Here is a 16306-nt window from a genome sequence, read left to right as displayed (position 1 = left end):
CCAAGCAAATAAATGGCGTACACCCGCCGGGCATTCTTTTGCCCAAATTCTGGAGAAAGTGAAATGCGAAATATCGAGAAATTTAATTTTGACGCTGACACCGAGGCGCTGGCCGCAGTCATCACCAAGGCGCGCATTGAAGAGCGCAAAGACCGCGCGCTGGCCGTGTCTGAGCGCCTTGTTGAGCTGGCCGTGCACGTACATCAGCGAGGGCTTTCCGGCATCGAAGCTGCTGACCTGATCCGCCGCGAGGCAGAGCGTTATCAGAACGAATCGCAGGAGCTGCATTAATGGCCGACTCAATGGACATGGCGCAAGCGCGCGCCGAAGAGCTGCTGGCGCGCAATATTGCCAGTGTGGTTAATCGCCCGGTCAGCGTTGCGGCTTCATTCTGTGAAGACTGCGACGCCCCGATCCCTGAACAGCGCCGCCGCGCCGTGCGTGGCGTGACTCGCTGTGTCAGCTGTCAGGACATGGCGGAACGGTACGCGAAAGTTTCAAAAGGCGGTGCGGCATGAGCACCATTCTGAAATGGGCGGGCAGCAAGTCCCGCGTAATGCCTGAGCTGCTGGCGCACCTGCCAGCAGGTAATCGACTGGTCGAACCCTTCGCCGGTTCCTGCGCGGTGATGATGAGCACCGATTACCCTTCCTATCTGGTAGCGGATATTAACCCCGACCTGATCAACATGTACCGCCAGATAAAGGAGCACACCCGCCCCTTTATCGTTGTGGCGGCCAGCCTGTTCAATCAGAACACCACAGGCGAAAGTTATTATTCTGTCCGTGAGGCATTCAACCATAACCCGGCGTTACCCCTGCTGGAGCGCGCCGCGCACTTCCTGTACCTGAACCGCAACGGCTATCGCGGCCTTTGTCGCTATAACCGTCGCGGCGAGTTCAATATCCCTTTTGGTAATTACTCAAAACCCTATTTCCCGCTGGAAGAAATTGAGGCATTCGCGGAAAAGGCGCAGCGCGCGAAGTTTATCTGCGCCGACTTTCGCGAAACGCTGCGCCTGACTAAAGTTGGCGACGTGGTGTACTGCGATCCGCCGTATGACGAGACGTTTTCGGACTATCACTCGGCGGGCTTTGACAAGGATGAGCATCACGATCTGGTCAGCATGTTGCTCGGCGTCTCGGAGCGCTGTCCGGTTGTCGTTTCAAACAGCGATACCTTCTACACCCGCAGCATCCTGCGCGATTTCAACATTACAAAAATCAGCGTAGCCCGCTCTGTCGGCGTTGCCGCCGGTGAGGGCAAGCGAGCCTCGGAAATCATCGCCGTGCGCCGTCCACAGGAGGGCGCAGTATTTGTCGGCCTCGATATGGCCCATGGTCCTAATAAATCTGCTGTGGTTGAGGTGCATGGATGATCCACTTCCATGGCGGGCCTATTACTCCAGAGACGTGCGCATTGAAGGCATGGAAAGGCAGGCACGCATTTATCAGTTTCGCAAATCCAGGCCAGCTCATGCTGGCTTCGGAAGTCTGCCAGAGTTTTGCGCTTGATAATGGCGCGTTTAGTTTCTGGACGAAAAAGCGAGTTGTGAGCTGGGATTGCTATTACGAGTTTGTAGCGCGCTGGAAGAACCATCCCCGCTTTGCGTTTGCCATTATTCCCGACGTAATCGGCGGAAGCGGTGAAGAAAATGATGCGCTGTTAGCGGAATGGCCTCACGGAAAGGTTGTCGGCGTTCCGGTGTGGCACATGAATGAATCTGACGACCGCTTTATTCGCCTGTGCCATGAGTACCCGCGCGTCGCGCTGGGTTCGATGGGCGAATACGACGCGAGCAGACCAAAAGAATGTGCTGCGCGTCTCCGTGATTTGATCCGGCATGTTGTAGACGGTAACGGCTATCCGATTACTAAGCTTCACGGCCTGCGAATGCTCAACAAAGACCTGTTCAAGCGGGTGCCCCTTTCTTCTGCAGACAGCACGAACGTTGCGCGCAATATCGGTATTGATAAAGCCTGGAACAAAAGCGCCTATGCCCCGGCCAGTAAAGAAACCAGAGCGGCAGTGCTTGTTGAGCGTATAGAGTCCATGAACAGCGCCAGCTCGCTAAATTACGATGCGGAGCGGGATTTGTTCACGCCTCAACTGGCTTTTGAAATATGAGTGAGTCAGTTATCACAGATGCGTGGGCTTATGAATGGAATAAGCCGAAGCAGGCGCTGTCTAGTCCGTATCCTACCTATGAGGAAATGCACAGCCGCAGTCAGATGATTGCGGCTTTGGCGCGTGCGCAGGAATTACTGGAAAAGCAGCCGACGCTGATCCAGCTCGACGTTAAGCGCCGCGTCAGCGAGCTTGAAAAGACCCAGGGCATTGCCCGTGCCAATGCGTACTTAGCAAAAACTTTTGTTGAGCGCACATTGCCACGCGTTGAATGCGTCAATGAGCAGTACCGCCTAGGCGAAATGAGCAGCGGCACGTTTAACCTGCTGGCAGGTAACGCCGTTCAACAGACTGGCGCGGCCAGTGCGGCCGGCACGCTGTGGGAGCTGATGCGGCGCTTTAACCGCCTGCCCGATATGGCGCGCGCCGACGTCGATCTGCTGGCCGGGGATGTGGCTAATTTCATCCTCGCCGAGCTGGTACAGGCACACGCGCAGGCCAGCGACGAGTCGGATTACAAATACACGCACCGCGTTTACATGACCGCCGCCACTATCACCCGCGAGCTGAGCCAGACGCCGCCGCTGTGGGAAAAGGTAACATCCCGCCTGTTCGACCCGGAGGAAGTAACCCCGGCGATCATGCGCATGCAGACCGAAAAGTGGTGGAAGGGCCGCCTGCGCCGCGTCGCCGCGTCATGGCGTGAACACCTGCAGATTGCCCTGGCTAACGTCAGCAAAAAACACACCCCCTACGCCAGCAGCATGACCGTCTCAGAGTGGCGCGAGCAGAAGCGCCGCACCCGTGAGTTTCTGAAAGGCATGGAGCTGGAAGACGAGGAAGGCAACCGCATCAGCCTGATCGAGAAGTATGACGGCAGCGTAGCTAACCCGGCGATCCGCCGCTGCGAGCTGATGACCCGCATTCGCGGCTTCGAAAACATCTGCAACGAAATGGGCTTTATCGGCGAGTTTTACACGCTGACCGCCCCGGCGCGCTATCACGCCACAATCAAAACCGGTCATCGCAACCGCAAATGGAACGGTGCCAGCCCTGCCGACACTCAGCGCTATCTCTGCAGCGTCTGGCAAAAAATTCGCGCCAAGCTGCACCGCGAGGAAATCCGCATCTTCGGGATCCGCGTTGCCGAGCCTCATCACGACGCGACCCCGCACTGGCACATGCTGATGTTTATGCGTCCCGAACAGGTTGAGCGCGTGCGCGAGATTATGCGCGACTACGCCTGGCAGGAAGACAGCAGCGAGCTGACGACCGACAAGGCCCGCAAGGCCCGCTTTCACGCGGAGGCTATCGACCCGGAGAAGGGCAGCGCGACGGGCTACATCGCTAAGTACATTTCCAAAAATATTGACGGCTACGCGCTGGACGGCGAGACGGACGACGAAAGCGGCAAAGACCTGAAGGAAACCGCCTCGGCCGTTTCCGCCTGGGCGGCTCGCTGGCACATCCGACAGTTCCAGTTTGTGGGCGGCGCGCCGGTGACGGTTTACCGCGAGCTGCGCCGCATGGCAGACAGCGAAACAGCCCACGGCCTCAGCGTTGAGTTTGCGGCCGCGCATGACGCCGCCGACGCGGGAGACTGGGCAGGATACGTTAATGCACAGGGCGGGCCGTTTGTGCGCCGCGACGAGCTGGCCGTGCGCACCTGGTATCAGGCCAGCGAAGACGTGAACGAGTACGGCGAGGAAACCGTGCGCATCAAGGGCGTTTACGCAACGGAAGTTGGTGAAGATACTCCGATCCTCACTCGTCTGGCGCAGTGGAGGATTGTGCCGAAACGTGCCGTTGATTTGGGTTTTGAATTTAAGGGCGCGTCCGCGTCCTCTCGGAGTTCTGTCAATAACTGTACGGGGGGTTTGAGATCTGAGGATTCGAACCCGCCGGAAAGTTTCGACAATATCGACCTGAACGGCATGAGCAGACGAGAAAAACGGCAGCTGCTGAGCCGGATCAGGGCGCAAGAGCCAGAAAAAAGACATCGGCAGCTGAGGCGGTCGGACAAAATCGAGGCCGCGTGCGATAACGTGATAGGCCAGGTGAAGGATTTATGCGGTGAAACCATTAGTCGCGGGCTGGCCGTGCGCCTGATTGGCGGCACGCAGACGAAAATTGCTGGCCGACTGTTTCGCAGCTCTGCATATGGTGAGTTAGTGAGGCCTCATTCTGGACCTAAAAATTATGAAATTCTAGAGCGAATAGGGCGCTTAGCTCGTGCCTCTAAGGATGCGAAAGAAGCCAATTAACGTCCTAAATTCAATAGCCTGCTTTCAGATAAAGTCTTATTGACCATAAAAAATCATTTCACATTTGGAAATTCGTAATATACTGTATGCATAACCAGTTGTTCATTGTGCGGAGGGATTATGCGAGACTATTTTTTGGAGTCAATGAAGCTCCAGCGTATTGATTTATTTATGAAACTTGTTGCGGCAAGTGATTGCAGTGAAGATGAGAAACAGCTCGCGATTCAGTGGGTTTCAGAGCTGACTGATGAGCTGATGCGTAAGGTAAGAAGCCACGAATATTCACGATCTATACAAGTATCTGAATAATTAGGGGGGAGACTATGCGCGTTGAAATTATGCTTGATAAAAATCAAAAACTAAGCCAGTCAGTGATTGAAGCTTTTCATGACGAGATAAACAGGCGCGTAGTGGCGCTTTACCCCGAAGCAGTAGTGCGGGTACGGCAAGGAAGCCACACAAGAATAGAAATGCCTGGCTTTAAACTCGACGAGGACAGGCGGCGGCTAAATGATCTGCTTCAGAACGTCTGGGAAGATGACAGCTGGCTACACTGATAACCGTGCAGACGTCAAAAGCTTGATTTTGACGGCGGCAGGGTTGAACAACGAGCGAGCGAGGCGTTAGGTTATGGGGGGACGAGACTCTGAATTTCAGGTTGTTTACCGTGGTGAAACCCTCCCATATTTCCGTTCAGGTGGATGGGTTATGTTTCAACGGTCGCGCGAGTGTGGCGGCGGTTTCTGGCTAGGGCAGACTTTCGAAAATGCGTTTATTTTTGGCCGGCAGTTTCCCCTGACTTACCGGGAGGCTCTTCTGCTTGCCATGGATTTCACCAGGCGAAAAGTTGAAGTGCCAGAGTCAGAGCCTGATGACCAGTTGCCCCTGTTTTAATGTTGTCCGTCACTGCATGACTATGCCGCATGAATTCGCATGATCCCGAGAGGATCGTTTGTGCCCCGGCCCGCCAGTAATGCCGGGCTTTTGCTTATGCCATGCACCTGCATGAAAACCACTACATAAAGCGGGCAGGCGTGGCGGGGGTACGAGCGCGCGCTATAGTAGTGGATTGAAGCCATCAGCGATAAAATTTATCGGCTCGAGCAGGTTTGCAACTTGATAAAAAATGAGGTTGCAGCTTAAGTTAACAGACGGTTGAAGGAACCACTTGCATAAGAAACAGTCTATAAAAGTAGTAAGACAGCCAATTTCTTGAGGCAAATTCAGAAAGGTGGTAGTCTTCGCGGCCCCTTGTGGGCAGTACCTCTTGAGCTAGCGAGGTAAACTTCTCTTGCTCAGGCGGGAAGGTTCTAGGAGGTTAGTATGTCAGAATTAATGATGAGAATGTTTGGCCTGAAGAACTACGTGACTGGCGGCCAAGAAATGGCTGAGCGTCTTCGCGAGTCTGGTGTTGAAGACATTAGCGTTGTTGGTCGAGGTGGTTTGGTCGTTCGTAGTGTGAGTCGTAAAAAAGCGTCTCGTTACAGACAGGCAGCGAAGCGGATTGTTGCTCAAGATGCACCTGAAGTAGCAGCTGGAAACAAGGATGATGGCGAATAAGAAATGTTTGCATTGCTCATAATCCCATTACTGGTAAGTGGGCAAATTTTAATTTCCTCCCCCTACAGAATCAGCACCTACTACCGTTTGCATAGATATGATGGCCAGCTTCTTTATATGAAGGTGGCCACTTATGGCATATGGTGCCTTTTGATATCTTTACTCCTTTCTGCTGCTATCAAGTGGTGGCTGCCTGATCTAGGTGTCATATCATGGCTGACACACATGATTGAGCTGGCGCTTGAAATCGATTCTGCTCAGGCAGCAAAAGATAACCATCTGACTCCGTGGTTAGTGCTCATGTCCGTTACGATGGTTGGGGTTGCTGTGATATGGGTGCAGTTTGCAAGGCTAAGATTATATCTTGCCGCTCTTACTTTGAATCAATTTGGACGCGACAAAACGCAAATTGCTTATTACAAGCAAGTTATACGCCTGTCTGCACTTGAAGAACTTCTTGCAGAGGGAACGCTAGGACAACTTTTTTTCGACTCAGCTATTTCAGAGTCACCTGTTTTGGTTAGCCTTAAGAGTCGCAAGGTTTATGTAGGAACTGTAAACATGATTAGCGAACCTAACGAAAAACAGGGGCCAAATTTAGAAATCTCAATTGAGCCGATCATGTCTGGTTACAGAGATAAGGATAATCTGCGCGTTTTATTTTCTAACGACTACAACAACTTAGGGGACAATGACACAAGCGTTATTTTTCCGCTAAGTGAAGTGTCTCATGCATCTTGGTTTGATATGGATACCCATGAAAAAGTAGATAATAATCGTGAGAAAAAGCCGATGTCGAATAGAAAAGCAAAACGTCAGCGCCGTTAAAAGAAAAAGCCCAGTTAATCTGGGCTTTTTTGTTTCTATTGTTCAGCGTCTAGCACGTAAGGATTGAACCGGATCACCTCTTCACCCAGCCAGGCGTTCAGCTCTTCGAAGCGTTTTTGCAGCGGCATCAGTTCATTGCGTACGAACACGCGGCTGGCTTTCTCCACGTCACCGAAACCGCCGGTGTTGTTCGGGATAATGCCCATCATCTGCGGCGGCACCCGGTGCGCGGCCAGCATGTCATCCCGGCTCACGTTCTTGATGTTCAGAAACTCATCCTTTGCCGCTACCTCTGACAGTGGAATGATCTGGATACCGTCCTTTTTACCGCTCGGCGAGTACATAAACAGGTTGCGGAAGTTGCCAGGGCCTTTCGTGCTTTTCATAGCTTTGCGCATGGCGTCCACATCTTCCTGATTCTGCGCGGGGTCAGTAACGTACATGATGTAACCCGCGTGGCTGCCGTTAAGATAATACTTGCGGCGGAACAGCGTCGCCGACTCGTTCAGCAGCGTAGACGGGATGGCCGAAAGATATTCCGGCAGGCCGTACACCTCCTGATTAAGATCCGGCTCCATCAGGTGAAAGACGTTGCCTGGGGTGAACTGATAAGGCTGCGTGCTCAGGCCGTATTGCACAAACCAGTAGGTATCGAGATCGGTTCCGCGCCGCGTAAACTTCGCCAGGGCAGGCTCGAGCCCAATCACCCCGCCGAGGCGGTTGGTACGCTTCTCCAGATAGGCATTGCCGAATACCAGATAGTCCTGCACAAACCGGCTGAATGCCTGCTGGCTCAGCAGCGGGTGCGGGATAAACGAGCTGGTCAGAATGTTGCGCTTTACGTTGAGCGGCGAGCTGTGATGCACGGCCGCGCGGAACGTGCGCGCCAGCCCGTCAAAACTCACCGGCGGTTCATACCAGCGATCGTTAATGACGCACTCCACGTAGTCGAGCAGCTCGCGGCGGTCCAGTACCGGCACCGGGTCGCCGAAGGTAAAAGCCTCTGCCGCCGCGCCGCCGGTCATCTGCTGCTGCACGGGCTGGGTGCGCGTGCGGTTCCTGCGTTTGCTCATCAGTAAATCTCCATAATGTTGCGGCTGTGGGCGGATTCGCCCTGCAGCGGTTCGTTTGCCAGCGCGTGCATCGTCGCCCAGGCGAGATCGGCGTGGCTTGCCTCTTCGCTGCGGCTGGCTTCGTAGGTCGGTCGGTTGCCGCTGGCCGTGGTGGCGCGGCGGATTGCCATAAATGACTGTGCGATGTCGAGGTGCCCGGCATCGAACTCCAGGCGGCCGCTGCTGATGATGTCGAACGCCTTCAGCACCAGGGCGTTTTTCACGTTCGGGTTGTAGACGAACTCTTTCACCGCCGGGAAAAACATTTTCACGTTTTCATAGACGCCGAGGCCGACGCCGGTGGAGTCGATGCCGATATAGGTGACGTTATATTGCTGCGTGAGCTTTTTGATGGACTCGGCCTGCGCGCGGAAGTCCATACCGCGCCACTGGTGGCGCTCCAGAATGCGGAACTTACCGCCCGGCACGGCGGGCGGCGCGATAACCACGCACCCGGCGCTGTCACCATTCTGCGTGCCCTTCGCCGGGTCATAACCGATCCAGACCTCGCGCCAGCCGAACGGGCGCAGCGCCAGCGCCTCGAAGTCGTTCCAGACTTCCCAGCTGTCTACCATGCACTTCTGCAGCAGCTGCAGCGGGAACACGGACGCCAGGTCGTCCACGAATTCGCACATCAGCAGGTTCTGATATTCCGGCGGGCTGTACTCCAGGCGCAGCTGGTCGAGGTCGAACAGGTTACAGCCGCCGCGCACGGCGTCCTCAACCGTGACAATCTGGCGGAACTGGCCATCATCGCAGAAGCGGCCCGGCGACAGGTTGCCGTGGGTCAGGTCGATGTCCACGCGGTCCGCCTTAGCGCGCCCACGGTTGAAGAGCGCGCCGGACCAGAACGGATAGGCGCTGTGCGTCAGGCTGGACGGGGTGGAAAAGTAGGTCTGCCTCCATTTCTTGTGCAGGGCCATGCCGGACGCCACCTTGCGCAGCTCCTGAAACTTCGGGATCCAGAAATATTCATCCAGGTAGAGATTGCCGTGATAGCTCTGCGCGGTGCGGGCGTTGGTGCCGAGGAAGTACAGGCATGCGCCGTTGCTGAGCGTCATCGGGTCGCCTTTCAGCTCTACATCCACCTCTTTGGCGAACTCCATGATGTACTGCTTGAAGACGTGCGCCTGCGCCTTGCTGGCTGAGAGAAAAATCTGGTTGCGCCCGGTGGTCAGGGCATCGATCAGCGCCTCGCGGGCAAAATAAAACGTCGCGCCGATCTGACGGGATTTAAGCACGTTGCGGATGCGGTGCTTGTTGCCCGCATCCCACCACTGGCGCTGATAGCCGAACATTGAGCCGTGGAAAATCTCCTGCAGCTTTTCGATCTGCTCGTCGCTGAATACGTTCTTTTCCGGTGGCTTGCGTGGGCCGCTGTTTCGGTTTGCCACCTTCGGGTTAAGGTCCGCCTCGTTCCCGCCGTTGCTGAACTTGCCGATGCGGGCGTGGCGCTCGGACTGGCGCGCCAGCAGGTCAATTTCCTTGTAGTCCTTCCCTTCTTTCGTCTCCTTCATGACCAGCTGACAGTAGCGCGCGGCGGTGGTGAGCTGCATCTGGTCAAGCGGGCCGTAGTCGCCCCACTTGTCGCGCTTCTTCCAGCTGTGAACGGTTGCGGGTTTCTCTCCCAGCATTTCAGCAATGCGGGCGATACGGTATCCCTGAAAGTACAGGAGCAAGGCCTGCCTGCGGGGATCGAGGTCTTCGGGGGCGAGTGTCGTTGTCATGGCCCCAAAATACGGCCCCTGCGGTCCCTTTTCCGCCGCCCCTCATTGTGTGGTTTTCCGCACAATGGCCCCGCGTTGTTTCGATACCCCTCCCGCCGCAAACATAAGGCCTCACAGAGTTTTTCTAACCGGAGCCTGAACAATGGCAAAGAAAGCGAAGCGTTTCCGCATCGGGGTGGAAGGTGCCACCACAGACGGGCGCAACATCGAGCGCAGCTGGCTTGAGCAGATGGCGGCAAATTACGACCCGGCTGTGTATACCGCCGTCATCAACATGGAGCATATCAAGGGCTATACGCCTGACAGCCCGTTCCGTCGTTTCGGCGTTGTGGATGCGCTGGACACTGAAGAGGTCCAGGACGGGATGCTTAAGGGCAAGCTCGGTCTGTTCGCCACGATTACCCCGTCTGATGACCTGATCGATATGACCGGCAAAATGCAGAAGCTGTTTACCTCAATGGAGGTCAGCCTGAAGTTTGCCGACACCGATGCACCATATCTTGTTGGCCTAGCTGTCACTGACGATCCGGCGAGCCTCGGCACCGAAATGCTGGCGTTCAGCGCGTCGGCGGAAAAGAACCCGCTGGCAAACCGCAAGCAGCACCCGGACAACCTCTTTACCGCCGCCACCGAAACCGAGATCGAGCTGGAAGACGTGCCGGAGGAAAAGCCCGCCCTGTTTACCCGCATCAAGGCGATGTTTGCCAAACAAAAGCAGACCGATGACGACCGTTTCAGCGACGTGCATCAGGCGGTCGAGCTGATTGCCAGCGAGCAGCAGAACTATGGCACCCGCACCGATAGAACGCTGAGCGAGCAGGCCGAGCGCCTGAGCCAGCTGGAAAGCAGCCTGCAGTCGCAGCTGGATGATCTGTCGGCGCAGAAGGAAGCCTTTAACGAACTCAAAGGGCAGCTGGAGCGCGCAGACAGCCGCCCCGACTACCGCCAGCGCGCACCGGGCGGCGATGCGCCGGCCGCTCACCTGACCAACTGCTAAGGAGCAGTACACCCCATGAAAAAACAGACCCGTTTTGCCTTTAACGCCTACCTGAGCCAGCTGGCGCGCATCTATTCCGTGGAGATTGCGGAGCTTTCCAGCAAGTTCAGCGTGGAGCCGTCCGTGGCGCAGACGCTGGAGGACACCATCCAGCAGAGCACCGCGTTTCTGACGCTGGTTAACGTTATCGCCGTATCCGAACAGTCCGGCCAGCTGCTGGGCCTCGGCGTCGGCAGCACCATCGCGGGCACTACCGATACCAGCTCTAAGGACCGCGAGCCGACCGATCCAACGGCGATGACCGACACCGAGTACAAGTGCGAGCAGACCAACTTCGACACGGCCATTACCTACGCGAAGCTGGACATGTGGGCGAAGTTTCAGGACTTCCAGACCCGCATCCGCGACGCCATCGTGAAGCGCCAGGCGCTGGACCGCATCATGATCGGCTTCAACGGCGTGAAGCGCGCCAAAACCTCTAACCGCGCAGAGAACCCGCTGCTGCAGGACGTCAACAAAGGCTGGCTGCAGAAGCTGCGCGAAGACGCCCCGGACAACGTGATGGGCAGCACCACCAAAGACGGCGAAACCACCGCCGGATCGGTGAAGGTCGGCAAAGGCGGCGCATATCTCAACCTGGACGCGCTGGTCATGGATGCGGTTAACGAGCTTATCGATCCCATCTTCCAGGACGATGACGAAATGGTGGTTATCTGCGGGCGCGAGCTGCTGTCTGACAAGTATTTCCCGCTGGTCAACAACGAGCAGGCCAATACCGAAAAGCTTGCCGCCGATCTCATCATCAGCCAGAAACGTATGGGCGGCCTGCAGGCGGTGCGCGCGCCGTACTTCCCGGCTAATGCCCTGCTGATCACCCGTCTGGATAACCTGTCGATTTACTGGCAGGAGGACACCCGCCGCCGCTCGGTTATCGACAATCCGAAGCGCGACCGCATCGAGAACTACGAGTCGGTTAACGAGGCGTACGTGGTGGAGGATTACCGCTGCGCCGCGCTGATCGAAAACATCACCATCGGCGACTATAGCGCGCCCGCTGATGCCGGTGCCGGAGCGTAAACCATGAGCCTGAGTCCCGCACGGCAGCACCGCCTGCGCGTTCAGGCTGAGCAGGCCGCCCGCACGGGCGGCTCTGCCCGGCACGCGAACGGCTACGAGCTGATGCTGATGCAGCTGGGTGAAGACCGCCGCCGCCTCAAGGGCATTCAGTCCAACGTCAAAAAAGCCGAAATCAAGGTGGAAGTGCTGCCGAAATATGCCGCATGGGTAGACGGCGTGCTGGCCGCCGACGGCGCGCAGCAGGATGACGTGCTGATGTACGTGATGCTGTGGCGCATTGACGCCGGGGATTATGCCGGGGCGCTGGCCGTTGGCCGCCATGCCCTTAAGCACGGCTGGTCTATGCCGCAGGGGTTTAACCGCAACGTGCAGACCCTGCTGGCCGAAGAGATGGCCGACGCCGCTAAAAATGCCCTGATGGCAGAAAGCGACTTTGATCCTGCCCTGCTGATGCAGACGCTGGAGGCAACCGACGGGCTGGATATGCCGGACCAGTCGCGCGCCCGCCTGCACAAGTCTATCGGCTACGTGCTCACCGGCAGCCAGCCCGTGATGGCCCTGAATCACCTTAAGCAGGCGCTGCAGCTCGACGAGCGCTGCGGCGTGAAAAAAGACATTGAGCAGCTGGAGCGGAAAATCCGCAACGCCAGCTGATAACCGGACGTGCCCACGCGCGGGGCGGCACGGGGTGGCGACAGGCTGAGCCTTATCAAAACCCCGTCCACCGCCCAACCTTTTCAGGAGTATCAAGGCTATGGAATTTGTAGCGCCGCAAAAGGCGACGGGAACGCCGGAAATTATCCCCAACAACTCGTTCTGGCCGGACGTCGATCTGGCGAAGTTCAGAGCCGCAATGCGCGTAGACGGCACCGTGACGCCGGAGCGCTTAAAGCAGGTGGTGCTCACCGCGATGGCGGAGGTCAATACTGAGCTTTATTCATGGCGCGAGCGACAGGAGCTGCGCGGGTTTAACACCCTGGCCGACGTGCCGGCGGAAAAGCTGGCCGGTGAGAGCGTGCGCCTGCATCACTACTTTAACGCGGTGTGGTGCTGGACCCGTGCGGTGCTTAACGAGCGCTACCAGGACTTTGACGCGACCGCCGCTGCGGCGAAGCGCGGCGAGGAGCTGGCCGACACGACCGGCGACCTGTGGCGGGATGCGCGCTGGGCCATCAGCCGCGTGCAGAACCTGCCGCACAGCACCGTGGAGCTTATCTGATGAAAGTGCGTGCGCAGCAGTACGACACGGTGGACGCGATCTGCTGGCGTCACTACGGGCGCACGCAGGGCATGACCGAGCAGGTTATACGGGCTAATCCGGGGCTGTCTGAGCATGGCCCCATCCTGCCGCACGGGCTGGAAGTGGAGCTGCCGGACGTGACAACGACGGCAACCGTGCAGGCCGTCCAGCTTTGGGACTGAACTATGTGGGAAAAAATCAGCACCTTTATCACCTGGTGCGTGGCGGTAGTGATGGCGTGGCTGGGTGGCCTGGATCTGAAGGACGTTTCTACCGTGGCCGGTGTCTTCATCGGCCTGCTGATGGCGCTCATCAGCTGGTACTACAAGCACAAAACCTACCTGCTGCTGGCAAGCGGGCGCATCACGCGGGAGGAATATGAATCTGCAAACCGTTAAGCGCTGCGCCGTGGGCGTGGTGCTGGCTCTCGCCGCCACGCTGCCCGGCTTTCAGCAGCTGCACACCTCCGTGGGGGGGCTGAAGCTCATCGCGGATTATGAGGGCTGCCGCCTGCAGCCGTACCAGTGCAGCGCTGGCGTCTGGACCGACGGGATCGGCAACACGCGCGGCGTGGTGCCGGGGAAAACCATCACCGAGCGGCAGGCGGCGGGCAACTTCATCACCAACGTGTTACGCGTCGAGGCGGCACTGGCGCGCTGCGTGGCGGTATCAATGCCGCAGCAGGTTTATGACGCGCTGGTGTCGCTGGCGTTCAACGTCGGCACCGGCAACGCCTGCGGATCAACCATGGTGGCGCTGCTGAAACAGGGGCGATGGCGTGAGGCCTGCGGACAGCTGCCGCGCTGGGTGTACGTCAAAGGCGTGTTTAATCAGGGACTGGATAACCGCCGCCAGCGTGAAATGGCGTGGTGTCTCAGGGGAGCGGGCGCATGAAACGGGTGCTGCTGGCAGCAGCGCTTGCCCTTCTCATGCTGGCCGCGCTCGGCGTGCAGTCATGGCGGCTCAGCAATGCGCACCACACCATCAGCACGCAGCAGGCGGCGATTGCGGACCAGGGCAAAAAGCTGTCGCAGAAGAACGGCCAGCTGATTGCCCTGAACATTCTTACGCAGACGAACAGCCAGGCGCAGACGCAGCTTTATGCCGCCGCCGAGCAAAACGGCAGGCTGCTGCGCGACCGGCAACGCACCATTGAGGAGCTTAAACGTGAAAATGAAGACCTGCGCCGCTGGGCTGATTCCCCTCTGCCTGATCCTGTTGTCCGGCTGCGCCAGCGACCGGCCCTCGCCGGAGGTGAATCTTACCGTGAGTGGCTGTCCCAAAATCACCCGCTGCCAGCTGGACCCGGCCGCGCCGCGAAGTAACGGCGACCTGAACGCCCTGCTGGATGAAACCGAGGCCGCCTGGGCGGCGTGCGCGGACAAGGTCGATACCATTATCAGCTGTCAGGAAAAAGACTATGAACAAGCCGCAGTCCTTGCGAAGCGCCCTGAATAAATCGGTCCCTTACGTGGCGGACAATCCCGACCGGCTGCACCTGTTCGTGGATAACGGCGCATTGGTCGCCACGTCCGCCGCGTCGATCTCATGGGAATACCGCTACACCCTGAACGTGGTGATTACCGACTTTACCGGCGACCAGAACCTGCTGATGGCCCCGGTAATGTTCTGGCTGCGGGAAAATCAGCCGGACGCCCTGCAGAACCCCGGCGAGCGGGAAAAGCTCTTCACCTTTGAGGCCGACATCCTCGGCAATGACCGCTGCGACATCAGCATAAACCTGAAGCTGACCGAGCGGGTGCTGGCGCGGGAGGTAGACGGGAAAATGACGATTGAGGCCATACCGGAGCCGGACGTGCCGGACGAGTTCTGGACGGCGCGCCATGGCTGAGTTGCATGAGGTTGACGCCTGGCTGGATGCGCTACTGGCGCAGCTTGAACCGTCGGCCAGGACAAGGATGCTGCGCGAGGTCGCGCGCGACGTGCGCCGCATTCAGCAGGCGAACATCACGGCGCAGCGCGCCCCGGACGGCACCGCATGGGAACCCCGACGCGCCACGGCCCGCACGAAGCCGGGCCGGATACGGCGCAAAATGTTCGCGAAGCTCAAAACCGCAAAATACCTCAAGGCGAACGCGAACGGCGAGCAGGCTGAGGTTGCGTTTGCGCCTTCAGTGCAAAGACTGGCGCTGGTACATCACTATGGTCTAAGAGATCGGATAAATAGAATTGGATATAAAATAAAATATCCGAAAAGAATGTTAATAGGGATTAATGATATATCTAAAGAGATAATCTCTGAGATTATTGTGAAAGGATTAAATTTCGACAAGCACTAATGTACTTGGTGATGCTCGCATAACGAGCATGGGATTCAAACCGGTCAATTATCAGGGTAAGCATTGCATGCTTACCCATTTATACCCTATCAAGCCTGCTGATCCGACTTAGATTCTAAATTCCTAAGCGCATTGGGTATTAAGGTTTCACTAAACCCTGACAGTGCACATATAACATATAGTGAAAAAGATATATCACTGTTGGTATTGAGGAAGCCGAAAATCATATTGCCTTTAAACATAAAAAAAACCAAAACACCAGCAATAATAGAAAATAAAATCCTTTCCGCTCCGTAGAAAAAGTAATTCCACCAATTCAATTCTCTATCGGTGTGTAGACTCTTAATTTTAAGAGAAACAGATATAAACCCACCCATTGAAGCAAAAGCAGCAACATAAAAAACAATAGTCAGAAAATGGTTTTGCTTTGAAAACTCAGATTCGCGGCATAGATATGCAATAATGCTGGCAACAATAGTAATCAGTGAAAGTGTAATGGCACCTAACTGATAAATATTTCGGCCAAACATCGTATTATTATAGTCAGATTCTATTTCAGTTATAATCGTCTGAAAGGGATTGCTACTTAGATTTACTCGACCCAGAATAACTGAGGATAAAATTGTCGCGGCACGCTTTTTATAAATAGATGAGCAATTATATTTGTAGCAAGTAGAAATGAACTCATCAAAATAGACCTTACAGTCTTGAAATAAATGTATTTTTGTCAAGTCCTCTTCTATTGTGGAATCAATAATAACACGCATGGACTCATGGGGTGGGTGGTTAGCTATTTCATATATAACATATTCATCTCCACGCGAATACACTTTCGTAATGGTGTTGCCCGCCATATCCATTCCGCCAGTTTTATAAGATGCAATTCTCTCTTGCTGCTTTTTTTTATATTCACATTGCTGAAATAGTTCGGCTGTATTGCCGGCTGCGTCATTTGAGCCTTCCACATTAGCAAAACTGACTTCTTCTACGCTTCCTTCATTTACGTTTAGCATTTTTACCTGTAAAGCCTTTTTTAGGCATCATTGTGTGGTGCTTGCCACAAGCTAGGGGAAG

The 16306-nt window shown here is 56.1% G+C and carries 23 protein-coding genes; 20 read left to right on the top strand and 3 right to left on the bottom strand.

Annotation, left to right across the window (positions count from 1 at the left end):
- Positions 1 to 63: 63 nt before the first annotated feature.
- From AC6I8I_RS16830 to AC6I8I_RS16790, 9 genes are all read left to right on the top strand, one after another.
- Complete coding sequence (locus tag AC6I8I_RS16830; protein WP_033755118.1) at positions 64 to 291, top strand: DUF2732 domain-containing protein; 228 nt, start codon at positions 64 to 66, stop codon at positions 289 to 291.
- On the top strand, positions 291 to 518 hold the full coding sequence (locus AC6I8I_RS16825) for a TraR/DksA family transcriptional regulator (protein ID WP_286870324.1): 228 nt from the start codon (positions 291 to 293) through the stop codon (positions 516 to 518). The genes AC6I8I_RS16830 and AC6I8I_RS16825 overlap by 1 nt, the downstream gene beginning before the upstream one ends.
- Positions 515 to 1378: a DNA adenine methylase gene (locus tag AC6I8I_RS16820; protein ID WP_497828117.1), complete on the top strand. Its 864-nt coding sequence runs from the start codon at positions 515 to 517 to the stop codon at positions 1376 to 1378. Before AC6I8I_RS16825 ends, AC6I8I_RS16820 begins: the two co-directional genes overlap by 4 nt.
- Positions 1375 to 2127: a hypothetical protein gene (locus AC6I8I_RS16815; RefSeq protein ID WP_497828116.1), complete on the top strand. Its 753-nt coding sequence runs from the start codon at positions 1375 to 1377 to the stop codon at positions 2125 to 2127. Before AC6I8I_RS16820 ends, AC6I8I_RS16815 begins: the two co-directional genes overlap by 4 nt.
- Entirely contained in the window at positions 2124 to 4391 is a 2268-nt protein-coding gene (locus AC6I8I_RS16810) for a replication endonuclease (protein ID WP_497828115.1), read from the top strand. Before AC6I8I_RS16815 ends, AC6I8I_RS16810 begins: the two co-directional genes overlap by 4 nt.
- A 120-nt stretch (positions 4392 to 4511) precedes the next feature.
- Positions 4512 to 4700: a hypothetical protein gene (locus tag AC6I8I_RS16805; protein WP_033755241.1), complete on the top strand. Its 189-nt coding sequence runs from the start codon at positions 4512 to 4514 to the stop codon at positions 4698 to 4700.
- Between the two features lie 14 nt (positions 4701 to 4714).
- On the top strand, positions 4715 to 4948 hold the full coding sequence (locus AC6I8I_RS16800; RefSeq protein WP_497828114.1) for a DinI-like family protein: 234 nt from the start codon (positions 4715 to 4717) through the stop codon (positions 4946 to 4948).
- A 766-nt stretch (positions 4949 to 5714) separates the two neighbouring features.
- Complete coding sequence (locus AC6I8I_RS16795; RefSeq protein ID WP_497828113.1) at positions 5715 to 5951, top strand: hypothetical protein; 237 nt, start codon at positions 5715 to 5717, stop codon at positions 5949 to 5951.
- Between the two features lie 3 nt (positions 5952 to 5954).
- Positions 5955 to 6779 (top strand): hypothetical protein, encoded by an 825-nt coding sequence (locus tag AC6I8I_RS16790; RefSeq protein ID WP_497828112.1) that lies wholly within the window; start codon positions 5955 to 5957, stop codon positions 6777 to 6779.
- A gap of 35 nt (positions 6780 to 6814) precedes the next feature.
- Here the strand turns inward: AC6I8I_RS16790 and AC6I8I_RS16785 are convergent, their stop codons facing one another.
- Both AC6I8I_RS16785 and AC6I8I_RS16780 read right to left on the bottom strand, forming a co-directional pair.
- On the bottom strand, positions 6815 to 7852 hold the full coding sequence (locus AC6I8I_RS16785) for a phage portal protein (protein WP_497828111.1): 1038 nt from the start codon (positions 7850 to 7852) through the stop codon (positions 6815 to 6817).
- Positions 7852 to 9618, bottom strand: a complete 1767-nt coding sequence (locus AC6I8I_RS16780; protein WP_497828110.1) for a terminase ATPase subunit family protein — start codon at positions 9616 to 9618, stop codon at positions 7852 to 7854. The genes AC6I8I_RS16785 and AC6I8I_RS16780 overlap by 1 nt, the downstream gene beginning before the upstream one ends.
- Before the next feature lie 142 nt (positions 9619 to 9760).
- Here AC6I8I_RS16780 and AC6I8I_RS16775 point away from each other — a divergent pair, with 142 nt between their 5' ends.
- The 11 genes from AC6I8I_RS16775 (at position 9761) to AC6I8I_RS16725 (ending at position 15232) form a co-directional block, all read left to right on the top strand.
- A complete protein-coding gene (locus tag AC6I8I_RS16775) occupies positions 9761 to 10615 on the top strand; it encodes a GPO family capsid scaffolding protein (RefSeq protein WP_497828109.1) in 855 nt (284 codons plus the stop codon).
- Between the two features lie 15 nt (positions 10616 to 10630).
- Positions 10631 to 11692 carry a phage major capsid protein, P2 family gene (locus AC6I8I_RS16770; protein ID WP_497828108.1) on the top strand — a complete coding sequence of 354 codons (1062 nt, stop codon included), beginning with the start codon at positions 10631 to 10633 and terminating at the stop codon, positions 11690 to 11692.
- 3 nt (positions 11693 to 11695) lie between these two features.
- A complete protein-coding gene (locus tag AC6I8I_RS16765; RefSeq protein ID WP_496177952.1) occupies positions 11696 to 12346 on the top strand; it encodes a phage terminase small subunit in 651 nt (216 codons plus the stop codon).
- A 100-nt stretch (positions 12347 to 12446) separates the two neighbouring features.
- On the top strand, positions 12447 to 12911 hold the full coding sequence (locus AC6I8I_RS16760) for a head completion/stabilization protein (protein WP_069728924.1): 465 nt from the start codon (positions 12447 to 12449) through the stop codon (positions 12909 to 12911).
- Positions 12911 to 13114, top strand: a complete 204-nt coding sequence (locus AC6I8I_RS16755) for a tail protein X (protein WP_103794608.1) — start codon at positions 12911 to 12913, stop codon at positions 13112 to 13114. The genes AC6I8I_RS16760 and AC6I8I_RS16755 overlap by 1 nt, the downstream gene beginning before the upstream one ends.
- 3 nt (positions 13115 to 13117) lie before the next feature.
- Complete coding sequence (locus tag AC6I8I_RS16750) at positions 13118 to 13330, top strand: phage holin family protein (RefSeq protein WP_225322636.1); 213 nt, start codon at positions 13118 to 13120, stop codon at positions 13328 to 13330.
- Positions 13311 to 13826, top strand: coding sequence for a lysozyme (locus AC6I8I_RS16745; protein WP_497828107.1), 516 nt, complete (start codon positions 13311 to 13313; stop codon positions 13824 to 13826). Before AC6I8I_RS16750 ends, AC6I8I_RS16745 begins: the two co-directional genes overlap by 20 nt.
- Positions 13823 to 14257: an Rz-like lysis system protein LysB gene (lysB, locus tag AC6I8I_RS16740; protein WP_497828106.1), complete on the top strand. Its 435-nt coding sequence runs from the start codon at positions 13823 to 13825 to the stop codon at positions 14255 to 14257. Before AC6I8I_RS16745 ends, lysB begins: the two co-directional genes overlap by 4 nt.
- Positions 14151 to 14390 (top strand): Rz1-like lysis system protein LysC, encoded by a 240-nt coding sequence (lysC, locus tag AC6I8I_RS16735; RefSeq protein ID WP_497828105.1) that lies wholly within the window; start codon positions 14151 to 14153, stop codon positions 14388 to 14390. The genes lysB and lysC overlap by 107 nt, the downstream gene beginning before the upstream one ends.
- On the top strand, positions 14353 to 14784 hold the full coding sequence (locus AC6I8I_RS16730; RefSeq protein ID WP_497828104.1) for a phage tail protein: 432 nt from the start codon (positions 14353 to 14355) through the stop codon (positions 14782 to 14784). Before lysC ends, AC6I8I_RS16730 begins: the two co-directional genes overlap by 38 nt.
- A complete protein-coding gene (locus AC6I8I_RS16725; protein WP_497828103.1) occupies positions 14777 to 15232 on the top strand; it encodes a phage virion morphogenesis protein in 456 nt (151 codons plus the stop codon). The genes AC6I8I_RS16730 and AC6I8I_RS16725 overlap by 8 nt, the downstream gene beginning before the upstream one ends.
- An 89-nt stretch (positions 15233 to 15321) precedes the next feature.
- Here the strand turns inward: AC6I8I_RS16725 and AC6I8I_RS16720 are convergent, their stop codons facing one another.
- Positions 15322 to 16245 (bottom strand): hypothetical protein, encoded by a 924-nt coding sequence (locus tag AC6I8I_RS16720; protein ID WP_497828102.1) that lies wholly within the window; start codon positions 16243 to 16245, stop codon positions 15322 to 15324.
- Positions 16246 to 16306 lie beyond the last annotated feature (61 nt).

The sequence above is a fragment of the Pantoea sp. X-Soil-YNGN-775 genome (assembly GCF_059730575.1).
This window is presented reverse-complemented; position numbering and strand designations above follow the sequence as displayed.

Excerpts from the sequence above, each read along its gene's own strand:
- AC6I8I_RS16775 (WP_497828109.1), top strand. The coding sequence starts at position 9,761 with ATGGCAAAGAAAGCGAAGCGTTTCCGCATCGGGGTGGAAGGTGCCACC.
- AC6I8I_RS16815 (WP_497828116.1), top strand. The coding sequence starts at position 1,375 with ATGATCCACTTCCATGGCGGGCCTATTACTCCAGAGACGTGCGCATTG.
- AC6I8I_RS16770 (WP_497828108.1), top strand. The coding sequence starts at position 10,631 with ATGAAAAAACAGACCCGTTTTGCCTTTAACGCCTACCTGAGCCAGCTG.
- AC6I8I_RS16730 (WP_497828104.1), top strand. The coding sequence starts at position 14,353 with ATGAACAAGCCGCAGTCCTTGCGAAGCGCCCTGAATAAATCGGTCCCT.
- AC6I8I_RS16785 (WP_497828111.1), bottom strand. The coding sequence starts at position 7,852 with ATGAGCAAACGCAGGAACCGCACGCGCACCCAGCCCGTGCAGCAGCAG.
- AC6I8I_RS16820 (WP_497828117.1), top strand. The coding sequence starts at position 515 with ATGAGCACCATTCTGAAATGGGCGGGCAGCAAGTCCCGCGTAATGCCT.
- AC6I8I_RS16800 (WP_497828114.1), top strand. The coding sequence starts at position 4,715 with ATGCGCGTTGAAATTATGCTTGATAAAAATCAAAAACTAAGCCAGTCA.
- AC6I8I_RS16765 (WP_496177952.1), top strand. The coding sequence starts at position 11,696 with ATGAGCCTGAGTCCCGCACGGCAGCACCGCCTGCGCGTTCAGGCTGAG.
- AC6I8I_RS16745 (WP_497828107.1), top strand. The coding sequence starts at position 13,311 with ATGAATCTGCAAACCGTTAAGCGCTGCGCCGTGGGCGTGGTGCTGGCT.
- AC6I8I_RS16755 (WP_103794608.1), top strand. The coding sequence starts at position 12,911 with ATGAAAGTGCGTGCGCAGCAGTACGACACGGTGGACGCGATCTGCTGG.
- lysB (WP_497828106.1), top strand. The coding sequence starts at position 13,823 with ATGAAACGGGTGCTGCTGGCAGCAGCGCTTGCCCTTCTCATGCTGGCC.
- AC6I8I_RS16825 (WP_286870324.1), top strand. The coding sequence starts at position 291 with ATGGCCGACTCAATGGACATGGCGCAAGCGCGCGCCGAAGAGCTGCTG.
- AC6I8I_RS16725 (WP_497828103.1), top strand. The coding sequence starts at position 14,777 with ATGGCTGAGTTGCATGAGGTTGACGCCTGGCTGGATGCGCTACTGGCG.
- AC6I8I_RS16720 (WP_497828102.1), bottom strand. The coding sequence starts at position 16,245 with ATGCTAAACGTAAATGAAGGAAGCGTAGAAGAAGTCAGTTTTGCTAAT.
- AC6I8I_RS16830 (WP_033755118.1), top strand. The coding sequence starts at position 64 with ATGCGAAATATCGAGAAATTTAATTTTGACGCTGACACCGAGGCGCTG.
- AC6I8I_RS16790 (WP_497828112.1), top strand. The coding sequence starts at position 5,955 with ATGTTTGCATTGCTCATAATCCCATTACTGGTAAGTGGGCAAATTTTA.
- AC6I8I_RS16750 (WP_225322636.1), top strand. The coding sequence starts at position 13,118 with ATGTGGGAAAAAATCAGCACCTTTATCACCTGGTGCGTGGCGGTAGTG.
- AC6I8I_RS16805 (WP_033755241.1), top strand. The coding sequence starts at position 4,512 with ATGCGAGACTATTTTTTGGAGTCAATGAAGCTCCAGCGTATTGATTTA.
- AC6I8I_RS16810 (WP_497828115.1), top strand. The coding sequence starts at position 2,124 with ATGAGTGAGTCAGTTATCACAGATGCGTGGGCTTATGAATGGAATAAG.
- AC6I8I_RS16795 (WP_497828113.1), top strand. The coding sequence starts at position 5,715 with ATGTCAGAATTAATGATGAGAATGTTTGGCCTGAAGAACTACGTGACT.
- AC6I8I_RS16780 (WP_497828110.1), bottom strand. The coding sequence starts at position 9,618 with ATGACAACGACACTCGCCCCCGAAGACCTCGATCCCCGCAGGCAGGCC.
- AC6I8I_RS16760 (WP_069728924.1), top strand. The coding sequence starts at position 12,447 with ATGGAATTTGTAGCGCCGCAAAAGGCGACGGGAACGCCGGAAATTATC.